The following is a 21,840-nucleotide window of genomic DNA, read 5'->3' on the forward strand; positions in this document are numbered from 1 at the left end:
TAGGTAAAATCACAAATAAATTAAGAATACTTATATATATTGTAGGTTTTCTTCTTTAAGCAGAAGGGAATTTATATCCGATAATTAATAAAGTTTTGAATACATCATGTTTTTAAATATCATAAAAAGTCTAAGTACGTTTTTTCTAATTATATTTTTTTGCAATACATGTTATGGGCAAAACAAAGAAGGCCTAATCTCTATAAAAGAATTAGATAGTTTGCAAAAAGCATATTATGGAAAAAGCTCGCGAGAATCGTATATAATATATCACAAAACACTTAGGCAATCTCTTAATACTAATTATGATAAAGGAATAGCCTTTGCCTATAAGTCATTAATGTGGTATCACGGTACAAGCACAAAATCGGAATTAGATAGTGTTTTATATTACGCCGATCTTTTTGAGACAAAAATAGAAAGGATTAACCAACAAAATGATACCTTAGTAATTAAAGCTTTACAACTTCCTCAATATTACTTAAACAAAGGTCAACTCTTGGCTAATGCTTTTGGTTTACCAGAACAAGGCTTAGAAAGTTATTTTAAAGTTTTTCCTTTAATTCCTAAAGGAGATATTAAATTATCTATGGGGTACTACATCTCCATTTCTGAAATTTATTATCAAAAACTCCAATATGATAAAGCGTTAGAAGTACTAACTCCGCTTTTAAAGGATACAACAAATATTGGGTATTTCACAAAAGATAGGCTCCTTAGTAATATATCTTCAAATTATGTGCATAAAAAAATGCCTGAGAAAAGTTTTCCCATACATCAAGAAATTTTAAAATTAACGATAAAGAATAAAGACACTGCTAATTTTTGGTGGACTAAAAACAAACTAGCTAATGACTATTTTCGACTAGGTGATAAACAAAAGGCTATTGACTCTGCTTTAGTGGTTAGAGAATATTGTATTAAAAACAAGCCTCATCAATTAATTTTTAATAATACGGCAAATTTAAGTACTTACTATCATGCAATTGGTGACATCCAAAAAGCTATAGCTTATAGAAAAGAAGCTTTGCCATATTCTAAAGGCTTAGAAACTAGAAAGGATACGTATGAAAGACTCGCATTGTATTATACAGAAAACAAACAATACCTAGATGCAATTGAGATGCATGAGAAAAAAAACGAGTTACTAGATAGCATACGTGCAAATGAAAAAAAAGCAGTAACCAACTATGTAGATTCTAATGTAAAATTGTTAAATGAAAAACAAAAGAGTCAAGAAATACTTTTTAATGTAAAGTTATTAGAAGAAAAAAATAAAAAACAAAAACTTTATCTTTATAGTATTAGTGCAACTTTAATTAGTATTATTTTATTACTTGGTAGTGTACTTATTTTTAGAAAATATAAAAAAGGAGAAAAAGTAATAGAAGTTTTAAAAAGTAACGAAAAAAAATTACTTGAAGAAAGAATTACACTTCGTGAAAATGAACTGGAAGCTTCTGCCATTGCATTATCACAGCGACTAGAAACCCTAACTTCTATAAAGAATGAACTAGACGAAATTAAGAAACCCAATATTCCTAAACTGGAAAAAGCAAAACATAAAATAAATGATCTCATTAGGTCTGCTTCGGATATGTCTATTATTACAAAAAGAATTGAATCTGAATATCCTACCATGACACAGACATTAATTAGTAAATATCCTAATCTCTCCGATACGCAAATAAGGTATTGCCTACTAACCAAATTAAATTTATCCATAAAAGAAACCGCTATTATCTTAAATGTAACCCCTGATACTGTAAAAGTTGCTAGAAGTAGATTAAAAAAGAAACTAGGAATACCTGCAGAAGTTTCTATTAAAATCTTCTTAGATGAACTATCCGAAGAGTAATTTTAATTCGTTTAACTAATCTATATATGATACGGTATTCCTCATTTTTATTAATAAATGCAGAAATAAAGTTTTTGTTTCATGATTTTATGAATAGTGTATCTATAATGGCATACATTATAGTATACAATGAATCCTTTTGAAGCATTGGTTTCCCTTTAAAACCTCTGTGAGATATTACAAACGGTATAAAAACAAAAAAGCCTCACATTTCTGTGAAGCTTTAAGTGAGCCCTTCAGGATTCGAACCTGAGACCGCCTCCTTAGAAGGGAGGTGCTCTATCCAGCTGAGCTAAGAGCCCGTAGATTTTATGTTTCTACGAAAACAGTGTCGGGGTGGCAGGATTCGAACCTGCGGCCTCCACGTCCCAAACGTGGCGCGATAACCGGGCTACGCTACACCCCGAGTGATTATCAATTTACAATAAAAAAAATTGCGGAGAGACAGGGATTCGAACCCTGGGTAAGTGTTGCCACCTACGACGATTTAGCAAACCGTTCCTTTCGGCCACTCAGGCACCTCTCCGTTAATTTTGTTTAAGAACTATTGCGTTTGTATTTCAACGCGGATGCAAATGTAAGACATCATCTTAAACAACACAAGCATTTTTTTTACTTTTTTTAAAAAATTATTCGGGATATTCTATCCGTAGATGATAAATGTTTGCAAGCTTGTGTTTTAGCACTTTTTTTATCGATTGAATTTCTTTAAAAGTAATATTCGCATTTAGGAATTGCCCCCCTTCCATTTGCTTATTTATAATGTTTTCTACAAATTTATCAATCTTTGTAGAAGTAGGTTCCTTTAAACTTTTAGAAGCCGCCTCTACACTATCACACATCATTAATATTGCCGTTTCTTTACTAAATGGCTTAGGACCAGGGTACATAAAGTCTTCTATGTTTAAATCTTCGTTAATCGCTTTTTCTTTTTTATAGAAGTAATATACTAAACTGGTTCCATGATGCGTCCTAATAAAGTCTATTACACGATCTGGAAGGTTATTTTTCCTTGCAATCTCAATTCCATCTAAAACATGATCTATAATAATATTCGCACTTTCATTTGAAGATAATTCATCATGTGGATTAATTCCTGTAGATTGGTTTTCTGTAAAGAAGGTTGGATTCTTCATTTTACCAATATCATGATACAATGCTCCTACTCTAATTAACATCGCATTTGCTCCTATTTCATTCGCTGCAGCTTCCGCTAAATTTGCTACGTTTAAAGAATGATGAAATGTTCCTGGTGCCTTGTTAGATAATTCTTTTAAAAGCTTCGAATTGGTGTCTGATAATTCCAATAGCGATACATCAGAAACTAATCCGAATAATTTTTCATACGCATAGATAAGTGGTTGCACAAATAGCGTTGCTAATCCACATAAAACGAATAAACCAAAAGTTTCCCAATGGATTGCATCTACACTTCCTTCATGGATTACAAAAAAAGCAAAATAGGCAATGATATAAATAAGTGTTATTTGTCCGACTGAAATAAATAAGTTCGCACGTTTATATAATTCGGAAACCGTAAGAATGGTTACAATTCCGGCTATAATTTGCAGGAACATATACTCGTAACTATTCGGAACAATCAAACCTAATAACACAACCGTTATTACGTGTGTAAACAAACCTAGTCTTGCATCAAAAAAAGCTTTTAAAACTAAAGGAAGAATACAAATGGGCACTACATATAAATACTTCGAATTATAACTAATCACCAAAGTAGTTAGCAATACCATTAAAATAACATTAAAGAATATAAAAGTTACTTTGGTATTATTATTAAAAACGTCTAATCTATATTTTCTTAAAAAAAGCAGTAGCATCAATAATGCTAATGACACTAATAAGGTATAGGCAAAAATAACCCAGTTATAATTGGACGCGGTCCATACTTGCGACTTGTATTCGTTTTTTAAAGATTCTAAAGTTTGGTATTTCTCTCCTTCCACCACTTCTCCTTTAGAAATAATTAAGGTCTCTTTTTTTATACTTCCTCTGGTGTAGGCTATTCTATTTAAATCTTCCAATAAAGCGCCATCGGTTAACGATTTATTATAGGTGAGATTTGGTTCTACAATATCAAAAAACAAGGCAAGAAATTGCGTTTGAAAAACCTCTTGCGCATTAGAAACCAATACATTATTCACTATAGAAGTTAAGTCTTTTTGCTGTACTAGATTAGAAAATTGCGTTTGTTTAATAGTTGTTTGCCCATTAAGAATGACACTTTTTTTATCTTCGGAAAACGTATAATTTTCATTTAAAACACCATTATCATATAGCTTATCAAGCACAAACGCTCCTGTTTCAAACAAGGTATTTCGTTTTACATCGGAAAGAGAATCTGGAAAAATTTCATGAAATTCTTCTTTATAATGTATTCTTACCTTGTCTTCTACCGCATCATCAATGTTAAAATACAAGCTAGCCTGCTTTTCTAAGAGCCGTTTTTCTTGATTTATTTCTTCGGAAGTCTTCTTAATTGCAAAATCAAAAGGAGCATACAAGTTTTCAGATTGCCAAGGTTTACCTTGTTCAAAATTGTATTTAAACTTTCCTTGTTTCGGAAACAAATACACGATCAATACTGTGGCACTTATAAAAAGTAGCACCTTGTAAATTAATGCATGATTTTTATATAAATTGTTTATAACGTCTTTCATAGGGATAATACTATTTTCAAATGTAATAAAATATACTTTTTAAATACTTATAAAATGTTAATCGTATTAATTTATGCCAAAAAATGATTAATTTCGCAACAATTAAAATTAAAAGCACATTATTATGAGTAAAGAAGTAGTTATAGTATCTGCAGCAAGAACACCAATTGGTAGTTTTTTAGGCGCATTATCTACAATTCCTGCACCTAGATTAGGAGCAATTGCAATTAAAGGAGCTTTAGATAAAATAAATTTGAAACCAGAAATGGTGGATGAAGTTTTAATGGGAAATGTTGTTCAAGCTGGAACAGGTCAAGCACCAGCAAGACAAGCGGCTATTTATGCTGGTATTCCTAATACTGTACCTTGTACTACGATTAATAAAGTTTGTGCTTCTGGTATGAAAACGGTTATGCAAGCTGCGCAAGCTATTGCTTTAGGAGATGCAGAAATTGTAGTTGCTGGAGGAATGGAAAACATGAGTTTAATACCGCATTATTTTCATGCAAGAACGGCTACAAAGTTTGGTCCTGCAAAAATGGAAGATGGTATGCAACGTGACGGATTAGTAGATGCTTACGACCAAAATGCAATGGGAGTTTGTGCAGATGCTTGTGCAACAGAATATGGTTTTTCTAGAGAAGATCAAGATGCGTACGCTATACAATCTTATACACGTTCTGCTGCTGCTTGGGAAGCTGGAAAATTTGATAATGAAGTTGTTCCTGTAGAAGTACCTCAAAGACGTGGTGAACCAGTAATTGTAAATAAAGACGAAGAATTTACCAATGTAAAAATGGATAAAATTCCTGCTTTACGTCCTGCCTTTACTAAAGACGGAACCGTAACTGCTGCAAATGCTTCTACCATAAATGATGGAGCTGGCGCAATGGTTTTAATGAGTAGAGAAAAAGCAGACGCTTTAGGTTTAAAACCTTTAGCAATTATAAAAAGTTATGCAGATGCTGCACAAGAACCTAATAAATTTACAACTACTCCTTCTAAAGCATTACCTAAAGCTTTAGATAAAGCTGGAATAGCTTTAAGTGATGTAGATTATTTTGAGTTTAACGAAGCATTTTCTATTGTTGGTTTAGCCAATATGAAAATTTTAGGATTAAACGATAGTAATGTAAACGTAAATGGTGGAGCGGTTTCTTTAGGACACCCTTTAGGATGTTCTGGAGTTAGAATTATTATAACACTATTAAATGTTTTAGAACAAAACAATGCTAAAATTGGTGCTGCAACTATTTGTAATGGTGGTGGTGGTGCTTCTGCAATTGTTATAGAACGTGCTTAAATAAGTAGATACTATTAAAAAAAACAATTACCCTAAATTTAATCTAAATTCAATTCTAATTAATGCAGTACGGAATTTGTAACTTAAGCATTGTTCCTTTAAGATTTGAGCCATCAGACAAAACCGAACTCGTTTCGCAAGTTTTGTATGGCGATTATTTTAAGGTTTTGGAGCAGCGCAAATCTTGGAGCAAAATTCGGTTAGCATTTGATAGTTATGAAGGCTGGATTGATAATAAACAGTATGTTGAAATAACCGAAGAACAATACCACGTTCTTCATCAAGAAACCCCTATTCTTTCTAATGATTTAATTGAATTTATAGAGGATAAAAACCAACAGTTATATCCGGTTACATTGGGAGCTTCTTTAAACGGATTACAACTTTTAGAACATACATTTGATGGTACAACAACTACTGGTATTAACGCCAAAGAACATATAATAAAAACAGCTTTTTCGTTTTTAAATGCACCATATCTTTGGGGAGGAAAAACACCTTTAGGAATAGATTGTTCGGGTTTTACACAAATGGTGTATAAACTTAATGGTTATAAATTATTACGCGATGCGTCACAACAAGCATCCCAAGGAGAAGCTTTAAGTTTTATTGAAGAAAGCGAACCTGGTGATTTAGCATTTTTTGATAATAGCGAGGGCGTAATTATACATGTTGGTATTATCATGGAAGATAATTATATTATTCATGCACATGGTAAAGTAAGAATTGACCGATTAGATCATTCTGGAATATACAATGCAGATAAAAGAATGCATACCCATAAATTGAGAGTAATTAAAAAGATTATATAATATCTTTTTAACTTTTGAAATTACTGTATAAAAAATGCCACTTCAATGAAGTGGCATTTTTTATTACTTTAAAAACTTAAACTTAATTCGCTAAAGAATCAATTAAAGCTTTAATTGATTTTTCTTTTGTTGTATCACCAATCGCACCATAAATATTTAATAGTGTTTTAGCTACTTCCGTATTTTTAGGTTGTACTTTTAAAACAGCTTCTAAATAAGGTACAGCATTATTATAAAGACCTGTACGTTTTGCTTTTAATTCATCGTAACGTAAATTATCTGCGTTAGACGTACCTAAACCATTCATCTCTTCAATTAATGCATTTTCTTCACCTAATATTAATGCCGCCATATTGGTTTGTGCATTTACATTTTCTGGGTCTAAAGAAATCACTTTCGTATAGTATTCTTTTGCTTTATCCATTTCTCCATTATCTGCAGCAACAACTCCTAAATTAAATATTAAATCGGTGTTATTTGGATCTAACTGAATTGCTTCTTCAATTAATGCTTTGTACTTCACCTTATCTCCATTTTTGTAATGCAAATTAGCTTCAGATAAAATTAAATCTGAATCTGTAGGATCCATTTCTCTTGCAGCTTTAACAGCAGTTAATGCTTTTTCAGATTCTCCATTGTTTAAGTAAATAAAAGCAAGATTTTTTACTATTTCTCCTCTTTTAGATTCCGAAACTTTTTCTGCAGGCTTAATATAAGCTCCAGATTTAACATACAAATCTCTTTGTGTTTCTGAAAACACTTCAACTTCTCCAGTTTCTACATTAGTTGCAACATATTGTTTTGTGATTCCTGTATATCCTAAGTTTAATAATGTCTCATAGTTTTTTACAGCAGAATCAAAATCTTTTCCTGTAATCGCGCTAGAAGCAGCATAATATAAATAGGTAGTATCTGTAGGAATAAGTTTGTACAGTTTTTCAAATCCTTTTACAGCATCTAAATATTTACCAGAAGTATACTGGCTATTAGAGTTTGTTAAAAGTGTATTGATTAAATCTTGTTTTACATCTCCTATTTCTACTTTATAAGCATTATTTACTTTGTCAAAATTCTCAATTGCCAAGTCTAAATCTGCATCACTTCCTGTTCCATTAGCATAAAGCGCTTTACCTTTTAGGTAATAAAACTTGTCTTTAGATTTATCATCCATACCAGAAAGCATAGATTCGGCTTGATCTAAAATAGATTTTGCTACAGAGAAATCATTATTTTTGATTGCTTTCTCAGCAGTTTTAAGCTCTTTTTTCTGTCCAAAAGAAAACGCACTGATAGATAGTGCTAAAGCTATAATTACTTGTTTTTTCATTTTTAAGTTTGTTTAATTAATTGTATTGTTTATTCTTCTTCTTCACTAATATCAATAGTTGTGCCATCTTCATCATCACCAATAGTTTCGGTAGCTTCCGGAATAATTACATTTCCATCTTCATCCAATTCTACTTCATCTTCATCTTGCATTACTTTTGCTACTGCTGCAATAGAGTCTTTTCCTTTTAAATTAATAAGTTTTACTCCTTGTGTCGCTCTACCCATTACTCTTAAATCTTTTACTGCCATTCTAATAGCAATACCCGATTTATTAATAATCATTAGATCATCTGTATCTGTTACATTCTTGATTGCTACTAAGTTACCTGTTTTTTCTGTAATTGAAATAGTTTTTACACCTTTTCCACCACGATTGGTAATTCTATAGTCTTCTAAACTAGAACGTTTCCCATATCCATTTTCTGAAACCACAAGAATATTACTTTCCATATCATCTACGGCAATCATACCAATAACTTCGTCTGTTTTTTCGTCTTGCAAACGAATACCACGAACACCAGAAGCATTTCTTCCCATTGGTCTTGTTTTCGCTTCTTCAAAACGAATTGCTTTACCAGATTTTAACGCTAACATTACTTGACTTTCCCCTGTTGTAAGTTTCGCTTCTAGTAACTCATCCCCATCTTTAATAGTAATTGCATTAATACCATTTGTTCTCGGACGAGAATATTGCTCTAAAGAAGTCTTTTTAACTTGTCCTTTTTTAGTAGCCATGATTACATAATTACTATTTATGTATTCTTCGTCTTTTAAATCTTGTGTACAAATAAATGCCATTACCTTATCATCTTGCTCGATATTTATAAGGTTTTGAATTGCTCTACCTTTAGACGTTTTACTTCCTTCTGGTATTTCATAAACACGCATCCAGAAACATTTTCCTTTTTGAGTAAAGAATAACATGTATTGGTGATTGGTACCCACAAATAAATGTTCTAAGAAATCTTCATTTCTTGTAGTGGATGCTTTTTGACCAACACCCCCTCTATTTTGTGTTTTATATTCGCTAAGTGATGTACGTTTAATATAACCAGCATGCGAAATAGTAATAACTACCTTCGCATCAGGAATCATATCTTCAATACTTAAATCTCCTCCTGCATATTCAATTACAGAACGACGGTCATCACCATATTTATCTTTAACAACTGCTAACTCTTCTTTAATGATTTCCATACGACGTTCTTTTTTGTCTAGGATATCTTTTAAGTCGATAATTGTTTTCATTATTTCGTCATACTCTGCTCTTAGCTTGTCTTGCTCTAGTCCTGTTAATTGACGTAGACGCATTTCAACAATTGCTTTTGCTTGTATTTCTGAAAGTTGAAAACGTTCAATTAATTTAGCTCTTGCCTCATCTGCATTAGAAGATGCACGAATAATTGCAATTACTTCATCGATATTATCCGATGCAATAATTAAACCTTCTAATATATGTGCTCTTTCTTCCGCTTTGCGTAACTCATAAGTAGTTCTTCTTACCACTACTTCATGTCTATGCTCTACAAAATAATGAATTAACTCTTTTAAGTTTAACATTTGAGGTCTTCCATTTACTAGTGCAATATTATTTACACTAAAAGAAGATTGTAATGCGGTGTACTTAAATAATTTGTTAAGTACAATGTTTGGAATGGCATCGCGTTTTAAAACGTATACAATTCGCATTCCGTTTCTATCCGATTCATCTCTAATGGTAGAGATTCCTTCTAATTTTTTCTCGTTAACAAGATCGGCAGTCTTCTTAATCATATCTGCCTTATTCACTTGATAAGGAATTTCAGTTACAATTACACATTCTCTACCTTGAACTTCTTCAATATTCGCTTTAGCACGCATAACAATACGTCCTCTTCCTGTATGAAAAGCTTCTTTAACACCATCATAACCATAAATAGTTCCTCCTGTAGGAAAATCTGGCGCTTTAATGTGTTGCATTAACTCATCAATTTCGATGTCTTTATTATCAATATAAGCCATGATACCATCTACAACTTCAGTTAAGTTGTGTGGTGGCATATTCGTTGCCATACCTACTGCAATACCTGAAGCACCATTGACTAAAAGTCCTGGAATACGCGTTGGTAAAACGGTTGGTTCTTCTAAAGTATCATCAAAATTTAATTTATGATCTACAGTTTCTTTGTCAATATCTGCCAACATGTCCTCAGATATTTTACGCATACGTGCTTCTGTATAACGCATTGCTGCCGGACTATCCCCATCTACAGAACCAAAGTTACCTTGACCATCTACTAGCATGTAACGTAAACTCCATTCTTGAGCCATACGTACCATTGCATCATATACCGAAGTATCTCCATGCGGATGATACTTTCCTAAAACCTCACCAACTATTCTTGCAGATTTCTTGTGTGCACCTGTAGCTCGAACACCTAGTTCGTGCATACCATAAAGTACACGTCTATGTACTGGCTTTAAACCATCTCTTACGTCTGGTAAAGCACGTGACACAATGACTGACATTGAATAGTCAATGTAAGCCGATTTCATTTCATCTTCAATGTTAATAGGAATGAGTTTTTCTCCTTCTGCCATATATATAAAATATTAAATTATTCTGTTATTTTCAAAACACGCTAATATAATACTTCCATTAGTCATAGTAAGCCTTTCAAATGTTTTTTTTGAGACTTTTTATTAACAATTTTAGATACTTTATTAGTTAATAAGTATGCTGTTAATTATTTTGATTTTATAAACTTTTTTTCGTCTATTAGCATATATCCTATAATTTAAGGTACAGTTTTTGATTTTAGTAATAGGATTTTAGTATTTTTAATGAAGAAAGTAACAATTTATGGATGATAATTTTTCACCAAGAGTAAAAGATGTAATTGCATTTAGTAAAGAGGAAGCATTACGCTTAGGCCATGATTTTATTGGTACTGAGCACTTAATGCTTGGCTTATTAAGAGATGGAAATGGCAAAGCTATAAACATATTAAACGCTTTAGATATTGACTTAAATCATTTAAGGCGTAAAGTTGAAATTTTAAGTCCTGCAAATCCAAATGTTGCAGTGGCTTCTAACGAAAAGAAAAACCTACATCTTACTAGACAAGCAGAACGTGCTTTAAAAACCACTTTTTTAGAGGCTAAATTATTTCAAAGTACGTCGATTAACACCGCACATTTATTATTGTGCATTCTTAGAAATGAAAACGATCCTACTACTAAACTTTTAAATAAGTTGAAAGTGGATTATGATAACGTTAAAGAACAATTTAAATTTATGATTACAAACGATGATAATTATATAGAACCAAAAGCAGAATTTCCGGATGATGACACTTCTTCGGAAGATGCTTCAAAAGATATTTTTAATACGCCTCCTACTGGCGGAAAAGCTAACAAGAAATCTAAAACTCCAGTTTTAGATAACTTTGGTCGCGATTTAACAGCTATGGCAGAAGAAGGAAAACTAGATCCTGTTGTTGGTAGAGAAAAAGAAATTGAAAGAGTTTCACAGATTTTAAGTCGTAGAAAAAAGAATAACCCATTACTTATTGGAGAACCTGGAGTTGGTAAATCTGCAATCGCAGAAGGATTAGCTAACAGAATTGTAAGCAAAAAAGTGTCTCGTATTCTTTTTAACAAACGTGTAGTTACTTTGGATTTGGCTAGCTTGGTTGCTGGAACAAAATACAGAGGACAGTTTGAAGAACGCATGAAAGCGGTAATGAATGAGCTAGAAAAGAATGATGATATTATTCTTTTTATTGACGAAATTCATACCATTGTTGGAGCTGGTGGAGCAACTGGAAGCTTAGATGCTTCCAACATGTTTAAACCTGCTTTAGCAAGAGGAGAAATACAATGTGTTGGTGCAACCACTTTAGATGAATACAGACAATACATTGAAAAAGATGGCGCTTTAGAACGTCGTTTTCAAAAAGTAATTGTGGAGCCTACAACGGTAGAAGAAACGATTGAAATTCTTAACAATATTAAAAGTAAATACGAAGAACATCACAACGTAGAATATACAGACGAAGCGATTGCTGCTTGTGTAAAGCTTACCAATAGATACATGACAGAACGCTTTTTACCAGACAAAGCAATTGATGCTTTGGATGAAGCTGGATCTCGTGTTCACATAACAAATATAGAAGTACCTAAACAAATTCTAGAGTTAGAAAAACAACTAGAAGAAGTAAAGAAAACAAAATCTTCAGTAGTTAAAAAGCAAAAATACGAAGAAGCTGCAAAGCTTCGTGATGACGAAAAACGTATCGAAAAAGACCTTGCTATTGCTCAAGAAAAATGGGAAGAAGACACCAAATTACATCGTGAAATTGTTAGCGAAGATAACGTTGCAGATGTAGTTTCTATGATGACAGGAATTCCTGTAAACAGGATTGCGCAAAAAGAAAGCAATAAGCTTGCAGAATTACCACAACTTATAAAAGGGAAAGTAATTGGTCAAGACGAAGCGGTTGCAAAGGTTGTTAAAGCAATTCAACGTAATCGTGCTGGACTTAAAGATCCGAATAAGCCAATTGGTTCGTTTATATTTTTAGGACAAACAGGTGTTGGTAAAACACAATTAGCAAAAGTTTTGGCTAGAGAATTATTTGATTCTGAAGATTCTTTAATTAGAATCGACATGAGTGAATACATGGAAAAATTTGCCATATCGAGACTTGTTGGAGCACCTCCAGGATACGTAGGTTATGAAGAAGGCGGACAACTTACCGAAAAAGTAAGACGCAAACCGTACTCGGTAATTTTATTAGATGAAATCGAAAAAGCGCATCCAGATGTTTTTAACATGATGCTACAGGTACTCGACGACGGATACCTAACAGATAGTCTTGGTAGAAAAATTGATTTTAGAAATTCAATTATCATCATGACTTCTAATATTGGTTCTAGAAAATTGAAAGATTTTGGAACTGGAGTTGGTTTTGGGACTGCTTCTCAAAAATCTCAAGAAGATGCTAATGCAAGAAGCGTTATTGAAAACGCTCTTAAAAAAGCATTTGCTCCAGAGTTTTTAAATAGAATTGATGATGTAGTTGTATTTAATGCTTTAGAAAAAGAAGACATTAATAAAATTATTGATATTGAATTAGAAAAACTGCTTGTAAGAATAAAAGACCTTGGCTATACTTTAAAATTAAGCAAAGCTGCCAAAGATTATATTGCAGATAAAGGGTTCGATAAACAATATGGAGCAAGACCTTTAAAACGTGCTATTCAAAAGTATGTAGAAGACACTTTAGCGGAAGAAATTATTAATTCACAATTAGTAGAAGGTGATAAAATAATGATGGATTTAGATAAAGAAAGTAATGAATTGAAAATTGTAATTGAAAAAGCTGAAAAGCCAGCCGAATCATAACAAAATTTCAATCTAACAAAAAAGACCGTTAAATAATTAACGGTCTTTTTTTTGATTAAACATCTTATTAACCTAACTTTAGTAAATGATAAAGCTAGAATACTTCTTTGGCGAAATTTTTATACATGACAATTATATTATTGCTGTTATGAAAGAAGGTATTACGGTTACTCCTGATTTAAACGATATTTTATTCGATATTGTAACCACTTATTTTCACTCCAAACCATTTGTTTATATAACCAATAGAATAAACTCTTATGCGGTAGATCCAGCTACTTATACTGAAACTGCAAAAATATTTAACCTAATAGGTTTTGCTATTGTTTCTAAAAATAACTTAGCATTTAGTAATTCGGATATTGAAAAATTATTTTTCAAAAAACCATTTCTTCATTTTGATACGCTTCCAGAAGCCATTACATGGTCTGAAGATTTAGTGTTAAAATATAACAAAAATCAAACCCCATAATTATTCAGAAACAACTCCTCTATCTCAATATCTACATCTTCTAAAAACTGGATAGATGCAGTAATATCATCATGTAATACGCGATCTTTTTCCACAAAAGAAACTTCTTTTCTATATAATTCTAAAAAGGATTCTAAAAAAGGTGACGTTTTTAACGGATTTCTAAACGCTAATGCTTGACTTGCATTCATCAATTCAATAGCAATTACACGTTCTACATTTCTAATTAATCGGTATGCTTGTGTTGCTGCATTTGCTCCCATACTCACATGATCTTCTTGTCCGTTACTAGAAACAATACTATCTACACTCGCAGGAGTTGCCAACTGTTTATTTGCACTAACAATACTTGCTGCTGTGTATTGCGGAATCATAAAACCAGAATTTAAACCTGGATTGTCTACTAAAAATGCTGGTAATCCTCTTAATCCGGATACCAATTGAAAGACACGTCTTTCCGAAATATTACCAATTTCAGCCATAGCTATTTTTAAATAATCTAATGCTAACGCCAATGGTTGACCGTGAAAATTTCCACCAGAAATAATTAAATCTTCCTCCGGAAATATATTAGGGTTATCGGTAACCGAATTAATTTCGGTCAAAATAACGCGCTCCACAAAATCTAAAGTATCCTTTGTTGCTCCATGCACTTGCGGAATACAACGAAAAGAATATGGATCTTGTACATGTTGCTTTTCTCTTACTATAATTTCACTTCCTTTTAAAAACTCATTAAAACGTCGTGCCACTTTTAATTGTCCAGGATGCGGACGAACTTGATGTACTAAATCATGAAATGGTTCTATTCGTCCATCAAAAGCATCTAATGAAATACTAGCAATAACATCTGCTAAATAGGATGTTTTGTGTGACATTAATAAAAGATACACTCCGTAAGAACTCATAAATTGCGTTCCGTTTAAAAGTGCTAATCCTTCTTTTGCTTCTAATTTTATAGGCTCCCAACCAAATTTTTCAAGAATGGTATTTGCATCCACTTCTTTATTGTCATGGACCACTTTTCCCTTTCCTAATAAAGGTAAAGCCAAATGAGCCAAAGGAGCTAAATCACCAGAAGCACCTAAAGATCCTTGTGTAAAAACAAACGGAAAAACATCGTTATTAAAAAAATCAATCAAACGGTTTACCGTTTCTAACTGCACACCAGAATGACCGTAACTTAAAGACTGGATTTTTAAAAGCAACATCACTTTAACCACACTTTCTGGAACACGTTCTCCGGTTCCACAAGCGTGAGACATTACCAAGTTTTCCTGTAATTGGGTTAAATCATTTTTAGAAATCTCTACATTATATAAAGACCCAAAACCAGTATTAATTCCATAAAAAGGCTTTTCTGCCTCGCTTAATTTTTTGTCTAAATATTTTTTACACGCAACTATTTTTTTAGAAGATTCTTCAGACAATTTTAATTTTTTATTGTCTTTAAAAATATTGTAAATAGTTACAATGTCTAATTTTTCGGAAGATATATAATGAAATGTGCTCATGTTATTTTTTAAGTCTTTCAAAAATGATAATTCAAATCAAGTTATGCAACTATTGTTAATAATTAAATACGTGAATTAATTATTATTCCTATTTTTGAAGAAACCTAAATACAAATAAATGAAAAAAGTACTAATTGCATTATGTGCATTAAGCATTGTTGCTTGTAAAGAAGAAGCTAAAGACTATGTAACCTTTTCTGGAACTATTACAGATAAAAATAGTGACTCTGTTGTTTTAAGAACCCAAACCTATTCTAAAACAATTAAGGTAAACCAAGATGGTACCTTTAGCGATACGTTAAAAGTAACAACAGGAATATATAATTTTTATGATGGCGGAGAAAGTTCTAATGTCTACTTACAAAATGGATATGATCTTCATATGACATTAGACACTAAAATGTTTGATGAAACCATTAGCTATACTGGAACTGGAGATAAAACAAATAACTATTTAGCTAAAAAAGCATTATTAGAAGAAACACTTTTCCCTCCTAGTCTTTTTGATTTTGAAGAAGTAGATTTTAAAAAGAATATTTCTGAAATAAACACAAAACAGATTGCTTTTTTAGAAGAAAATAAAGATATCGATGCAGCCTTTTATGCTACCGAAAAAGAGGAAGTAAATGGATTTGAAAAGAAAATGCTAGGTTATTTTACTGAAAGTAAAGATAGAGCAAAAGCTAGAGCAGCACAATTTGCTAGCTATATTGGACAACCTTCTGCTAGTTTTGATAATTATGAAAACGTAAAAGGAGGAACTACTTCTTTAGCAGATTTAAAAGGAAACTATGTGTATATAGATATCTGGGCAACTTGGTGCGGACCATGTTTAGCAGAACTTCCTGCATTAAAAATAGCAGAGAAAAAATATGAAGACAAAAAAGTTGCCTTTGTAAGTATTTCTGTGGATGAAGGAAGAGGGTATAAAGACAGATCTTTTGAAGCTTCAAAAGAAGGTTGGAAAAAAATGATTGCAGAAAAAGAAATGGGTGGTATTCAATTGTTTTCAGATAAAAACTGGAAATCAGATTTCATTGCTGCTTATAAAGTAAATAGTATTCCTAGATTTATTTTAATAGATCCTAATGGGGTTGTTGTAGATGCAGATGCACCAAGACCTTCTAGTCCTAAATTTGATAGATTATTTACTTCTTTAAGTTTATAATATAAAAAAAGCCACATTATAAATAACATAGTTAAGTCATTCTTTAGAGTGGCTTTTTTTTATTTCTGTTTTTACTTATTTAACTCCTATTTCTCTTGAGGTTCTTCACCTTCTTCTTCTACTTTTGGAGCTTCTGGTTGCTTAAATAAATCAATATATGCTTCGCCTAAAGTTTCAATCACATGGCTAGCAATTAAGCTTTGGTATCCTAAATCTTCAATAGCGATATCTGCAGATTTTCCGTGTAAATAAACTCCGAAAAGTGTTGCAGTCAACGGTTCGTAACCCTGTGCAACTAATCCTGTAATAATACCAGTAAGCACATCTCCTGTTCCTGCTGTTGCTAATCCGGGGTTTCCTGTTGTATTTACATATCCTTTATCTTGAAAGATAGTTATAGTATTCGCTCCTTTAATTACAATAATTAGATTGTACTTTTTAGATAAGGCTTTTGTCTTCTTTAACTTATCAAAATCATCTTTCCATTTTCCAACCAAACGTTCCAACTCCTTAGGATGTGGTGTTAAAATAGTTTGTTCTGGTAACAACTTTAATAATGCTTTCTTTTTTGAAAGAATATTTATGCCGTCCGCATCAATTACTAAAGGGGCTTTATTGGTTTTCAAAAAGTTTTCAAAAGCAGAAATGGTTTTAGTTGCTGTTCCCACTCCAACTCCAAAAGCAATTACGCTAGGTTCTATATCGAACTTTATATTGGTAAGTATTTCTTCATTGGTATCTGTAATTACCATGGCTTCGGGAAAGGAAGCTTGTAAAGGAATGTAACCACATTTTGGAATATACGCAGTTACTAAACCAGCTCCAGAAGATAATGCAGCTCTACTTGCTAAAGTAACCGATCCTATTTTTCCATAGCTTCCACCTATTATAAGCGCATGACCATACGTACCTTTATTAGAATATTTTTTACGTGGCTTATATATAGGAAGCATTTCGTTTTTTCCAATTAGCTCATACGCTGTATTTGTAGTATGCATATATTCTGGATCGATTCCAATATCTAAAACTTCCCATTGCACCGTATACTTTTCTGTTTCTGGTAAAAAGAAAATTAATTTCGGAGTTTGAAAACTCAAGGTATAATGAGACCAAACCACATCATCTTCCTTTTCTGGCACTTGATCTGGATACATACCAGAAGGTAAATCGATAGACAAAGTAAATGCCTTGGATGCTCTAAGATGCTGAAATAATGCTTTAACCCAATCTACAACTGGTCTGTTTAAACCAATTCCAAAAATAGCATCTACTATAATATCGTCCGGATTAATAACAGGCAGTTCTTCTGCATCTGTCATTAATAAAGGCCAAATTTTACTAACATTTTTAATTCTGTCGTAATTAATTAAAAAATCTTTAGATCGTGTATCGCTATAATTAATAACATACATTTTCACATTATATCCATGCGTAATTAAATGCCTAGCCAAAACTAAACCATCACCTCCATTATTTCCTATACCACAAAAAACATGAATTGGCACTTGTGCACCTTGCATACGCATGTGCATCCAATTAAATATTTGGGTAGCTGCACGTTCCATAAGATCTGTAGATGTAATCTTTTGTTTTTCAGCCGTTAATTTGTCTCCTTCGTAGATTTGCTCTTTCGAAAATATTTTCATATTACTAATTATCTATTGCTTATTTTACTAATTCCTCAAAAATAGCGTTTTAATATTTTTTTAGAAGTAAATGTAATACTTTTGATACGTATATTAAAACTTATATAACGAAGTAAAACCTAATGAAAGTACTAAAATTTGGAGGAACCTCTGTAGGAAGTTCAAAAAACATAAACAAAGTAATTAGCATTTTAGAAGACTATTCTAAAAATGACTCAATAATATGTGTAGTTTCTGCGGTTGGTGGTATTACCGATAAGTTATTAAAAGCTGGAGCATTAGCTAATAATAAAGATCAAGCATATACTAAGGAATTTGAAGCGATTCAAAAAGCACATTTCAGTATTATTTCTGAATTAATTCCGAAGCAAAACAAAGCGGTTTTAAGTCAAGCTGAAAAAACGCTAGAAGATTTAAAAAGCCTATTAGATGGTATTTATTTAATTAACGAATTATCCCCTAAAACATCCGATAAATTGGTGAGTTTTGGGGAGTTATTATCTTCTTTTATTATTGCCGAAACTTTAAAAAGTAGAAGTATTAATGCCGAATTAAAAAATAGTCAAGAGTTAGTGGTTACCAATTCTAATTTCACAAAAGCGGAAGTAGAATACGAAACAACAAACAAAAACATTAAAGATTATTTTAATAAAGCAAATCAGAAAATAACCATACTTCCTGGTTTTGTTTCTAAATCCAAATTAGGAGAAATCACAACACTTGGTCGTGGTGGTTCCGACTTTACAGCAGCTATAATTGCTGCCGCTTTACAAGTAAAACAGTTAGAAATCTGGACAGACGTTAGTGGTATGTATACTGCAAATCCAAAGTTGGTAAAACAAGCGTTTCCAATTGATCAAATTTCATATCAAGAAGCTATGGAATTATCCCATTTTGGTGCAAAAGTTTTATATCCTCCAACGGTGCAGCCTGTTTTAAACTTAGACATTCCAATTCATATTAAAAATACCTTAAAACCAGAAGAAACTGGTACTGTTATTTCTAAAGCAGCATCTACTGGAAAATCGCCAATTAAAGGAATAAGCCATATTAGTAATATTGCTTTACTAACCCTGGAAGGAAGTGGAATGATTGGTATTCCTGGTTTTTCTAAACGTTTATTTGAAACACTATCACAAGAAAAAATAAACATCATATTAAGTACACAAGCATCCTCAGAACATTCTATATGTTTAGGTATCGATACTAAAGATGCAGATCTTGCAAAAGAAACTATTGACGCAGCTTTTGAAAACGAAATTTCACTGCATAAAATTGAACCCTTAATTGTCGAAAAAGATTTATCTATTATCGCTCTTGTTGGAGACAATATGAAAAATCATCAAGGTATTAGCGGAAAAATGTTTAGTACACTTGGTAAAAATAATATCAATATTAGAGCAATCGCGCAAGGTGCTTCCGAAAAAAACATCTCTGCTGTAATTGCAGATAAAGATGTAAAAAAAGCATTAAACACATTACATGAACGCTTTTTTGAAGAAAACACAAAACAACTAAATGTGTTTATTACCGGTGTTGGTAATGTTGGCGAAAAGTTAATTGATCAAATACTACAACAACGTACGTATTTAAAAAAGAATCTTAAAATTGATGTAAGAATTGTTGGAATGGCAAATTCCAAAAAAATGATCTTTAACGAAAAAGGTATCGATTTAAACAATTGGACTTCGCAGTTTCATCATGCAGAAACTTCTAGTTTACAAGGTTTTTTAAACAAAGTAATTGCACTTAATTTACGTAACAGTATTTTTGTGGATATAACTGCAAACGAAGCGGTTTCTAAACTTTATGCCGACTATTTAAAAAATAGTATTGCGGTAGTTGCATGTAATAAAATTGCATGTTCTAGCACCTATGAAAGCTATAAAAACCTTCAAGATTTATCTCTTAAATATAATGCTCCTTTTTTATATGAGACAAATGTTGGTGCAGGATTACCAATAATCAATACCTTAAAAAACCTAGTAGCTTCGGGAGATAAAGTAACCAGTATTCAAGCGGTTTTATCTGGAAGTTTAAATTTTGTCTTTAATAATTTTAGCGACAAAAGAAACTTTCATGACACGGTAAAGCAAGCGCAATTTGAAGGCTATACAGAACCAGATCCTAGAATCGATTTAAGCGGAATTGATGTAGCCAGAAAAATATTAATTCTTGCTCGTGAGAATGGCGGAGAAATGGAAATTGAAGATATTAAAAACGATTCCTTTTTAACCAAAGAAAACTTAGAAAGCGGATCTGTTGACGATTTTTACGAAACACTAATAAAAGACGAAGCACATTTTCAAAAACTATATGCTTCCGCGAAAGCGAATGACTGTCAGTTAAAATATGTTGCAGAATTTAAAAATGGAAAAGCAAAAGTTGGTTTAAAGGAAATTCCAGAAGGCCATCCTTTTTATAACTTAGAAGGAAAAGATAATATTGTAATGTTTTATACAGAACGCTATCCAGAACAACCTTTAATCGTTAAAGGTGCTGGAGCTGGAGCAGATGTTACTGCCTCTGGTCTATTTGCAGATATTATTCAAATTGCTAATAAATAAGTGAACTGTGTTCAGTAGCAGTAAACAGTGCTTACGCAAACGTAAAATAAATGCTTTCCTGGAAGGTTTTAAAAACCTGGTTGGTATCAATTAAAAGATTTCCGCTTTCGCGGAAATGAAAAAATAATGTTTTTTTAATGAATCAAATAAAAATATTTTCACCTGCAACAGTAGCAAACGTTTCTTGCGGATTTGATGTACTAGGCTTTTGCTTAGATACCGTTGGCGATGAAATGATTATAAAAAAAACGGTAGAAAAAGGAATCAAAATAACCAAAATTGAAGGTTTTGATTTACCATTAGAAACTAAAAAAAATGTTGCAGGAGTTGCTGCATTAGCGATATATAATGATGCCAATCCAGATTGCGGATTTGAAATAGAAATCTACAAAAAAATCAAACCTGGAAGTGGTATTGGTAGTAGTTCTGCTAGTGCTTCTGGAGCTGTTTTTGCTATTAATGAATTATTAGGAAATCCATATAATAAAACACAACTTTCTAACTTTGCCATGAAAGGTGAAGCGGTTGCAAGTGGTAGCGAACATGCAGATAATATTGCTCCTGGAATTTTTGGTGGTTTTACTTTAGTAAAGAGTAATCAACCTTTACAAATACTAGAATTACCTACGCCATCTAACTTATATGCGACTTTAATTCATCCGCAAATAGAAGTTAAAACTTCTGAAGCTAGAAGTATTTTACCTAAAAACGTACCCATGCAAGATGCCATTACACAATGGTCTAATGTTGGTAGTTTGGTACATGCTTTACATACCAACGACTATAATTTATTAGGAGATTCTTTACAAGATGTTATTGTAGAACCTTATAGAAGTAAACTCATTCCGCATTATGATGAAGTTAAAGAAGCTGCTATTAATAATGGCGCTTTAGGTTGTGGAATTTCTGGTTCCGGACCTTCTATTTTTTCCTTATCGGAAGGCATAGAAACTGCGAAAAAAGTAGAAAAAGCAATACAAGAAGTATATGGTACAACAGGAATTGAATTTTATACATTCACTTCTAAAATTAATGCAGAAGGAATAAGAATACTTTAGACGGAAGGATAAAAGAAAACGAATAAAACAAGATTAGTCTTCGACA

General features: G+C 32.1%; 13 protein-coding genes and 3 tRNA genes. 8 read left to right on the forward strand and 8 right to left on the reverse strand.

The annotated features are described in order from the left end of the window. Positions 1-220 precede the first annotated feature (220 nt). Positions 221-1,858 carry a hypothetical protein gene (locus AMD28_RS15230; protein ID WP_161804644.1) on the forward strand — a complete coding sequence of 546 codons (1,638 nt, stop codon included), beginning with the start codon at positions 221-223 and terminating at the stop codon, positions 1,856-1,858. Positions 1,859-2,086: 228 nt separating this feature from the next. Here AMD28_RS15230 and AMD28_RS15235 read toward each other — a convergent pair. From AMD28_RS15235 to AMD28_RS15250, 4 genes are all read right to left on the reverse strand, one after another. After that, a tRNA-Arg gene (locus tag AMD28_RS15235) sits at positions 2,087-2,160 on the reverse strand. Positions 2,161-2,189: 29 nt separating this feature from the next. After that, positions 2,190-2,264: transfer RNA gene (locus AMD28_RS15240), tRNA-Pro, on the reverse strand. Between the two features lie 31 nt (positions 2,265-2,295). After that, positions 2,296-2,384, reverse strand: a tRNA-Ser gene (locus AMD28_RS15245). Between the two features lie 103 nt (positions 2,385-2,487). After that, the gene (locus tag AMD28_RS15250) at positions 2,488-4,536 is read right to left on the reverse strand and encodes an HD family phosphohydrolase (protein WP_055444983.1); all 2,049 of its coding nucleotides are present in this window, start codon (positions 4,534-4,536) and stop codon (positions 2,488-2,490) included. 124 nt (positions 4,537-4,660) lie between these two features. Between AMD28_RS15250 and AMD28_RS15255 the strand changes: the two genes are divergently transcribed. Together AMD28_RS15255 and AMD28_RS15260 are read left to right on the forward strand one after the other, a co-directional pair. Then, complete coding sequence (locus AMD28_RS15255; protein WP_055444984.1) at positions 4,661-5,839, forward strand: acetyl-CoA C-acyltransferase; 1,179 nt, start codon at positions 4,661-4,663, stop codon at positions 5,837-5,839. 62 nt (positions 5,840-5,901) lie between these two features. Beyond that, entirely contained in the window at positions 5,902-6,651 is a 750-nt protein-coding gene (locus tag AMD28_RS15260) for a C40 family peptidase (protein WP_055444985.1), read from the forward strand. A gap of 82 nt (positions 6,652-6,733) precedes the next feature. Here the strand turns inward: AMD28_RS15260 and AMD28_RS15265 are convergent, their stop codons facing one another. Together AMD28_RS15265 and gyrA are read right to left on the reverse strand one after the other, a co-directional pair. Continuing rightward, positions 6,734-7,978 carry a tetratricopeptide repeat protein gene (locus tag AMD28_RS15265; protein WP_055444986.1) on the reverse strand — a complete coding sequence of 415 codons (1,245 nt, stop codon included), beginning with the start codon at positions 7,976-7,978 and terminating at the stop codon, positions 6,734-6,736. A 29-nt stretch (positions 7,979-8,007) separates the two neighbouring features. Next, entirely contained in the window at positions 8,008-10,560 is a 2,553-nt protein-coding gene (gene gyrA / locus AMD28_RS15270) for a DNA gyrase subunit A (protein ID WP_055444987.1), read from the reverse strand. A 262-nt stretch (positions 10,561-10,822) separates the two neighbouring features. Here gyrA and AMD28_RS15275 point away from each other — a divergent pair, with 262 nt between their 5' ends. Next, positions 10,823-13,369 (forward strand): ATP-dependent Clp protease ATP-binding subunit, encoded by a 2,547-nt coding sequence (locus tag AMD28_RS15275; RefSeq protein WP_055444988.1) that lies wholly within the window; start codon positions 10,823-10,825, stop codon positions 13,367-13,369. A gap of 85 nt (positions 13,370-13,454) precedes the next feature. After that, positions 13,455-13,841 (forward strand): hypothetical protein, encoded by a 387-nt coding sequence (locus tag AMD28_RS15280; RefSeq protein WP_055444989.1) that lies wholly within the window; start codon positions 13,455-13,457, stop codon positions 13,839-13,841. Here AMD28_RS15280 and hutH read toward each other — a convergent pair. Further along, positions 13,829-15,355, reverse strand: a complete 1,527-nt coding sequence (gene hutH, locus AMD28_RS15285) for a histidine ammonia-lyase (protein WP_055444990.1) — start codon at positions 15,353-15,355, stop codon at positions 13,829-13,831. The genes AMD28_RS15280 and hutH overlap by 13 nt on opposite strands. Positions 15,356-15,473: 118 nt before the next feature. Here hutH and AMD28_RS15290 point away from each other — a divergent pair, with 118 nt between their 5' ends. After that, complete coding sequence (locus AMD28_RS15290; RefSeq protein WP_055444991.1) at positions 15,474-16,523, forward strand: redoxin family protein; 1,050 nt, start codon at positions 15,474-15,476, stop codon at positions 16,521-16,523. An 86-nt stretch (positions 16,524-16,609) separates the two neighbouring features. On the opposite strand, the gene AMD28_RS15295 is transcribed toward AMD28_RS15290, so the two are convergent. Further along, positions 16,610-18,169, reverse strand: coding sequence for a bifunctional ADP-dependent NAD(P)H-hydrate dehydratase/NAD(P)H-hydrate epimerase (locus AMD28_RS15295; protein ID WP_055444992.1), 1,560 nt, complete (start codon positions 18,167-18,169; stop codon positions 16,610-16,612). 122 nt (positions 18,170-18,291) lie between these two features. Here AMD28_RS15295 and thrA point away from each other — a divergent pair, with 122 nt between their 5' ends. After that, positions 18,292-20,736 carry a bifunctional aspartate kinase/homoserine dehydrogenase I gene (gene thrA, locus AMD28_RS15300; protein WP_055444993.1) on the forward strand — a complete coding sequence of 815 codons (2,445 nt, stop codon included), beginning with the start codon at positions 18,292-18,294 and terminating at the stop codon, positions 20,734-20,736. 137 nt (positions 20,737-20,873) lie between these two features. Continuing rightward, positions 20,874-21,794, forward strand: a complete 921-nt coding sequence (locus AMD28_RS15305) for a homoserine kinase (protein ID WP_055444994.1) — start codon at positions 20,874-20,876, stop codon at positions 21,792-21,794. Positions 21,795-21,840 lie beyond the last annotated feature (46 nt).

The sequence above is a fragment of the Lacinutrix himadriensis genome, from assembly GCF_001418105.1.
Taxonomy (GTDB): domain Bacteria; phylum Bacteroidota; class Bacteroidia; order Flavobacteriales; family Flavobacteriaceae; genus Oceanihabitans; species Oceanihabitans himadriense.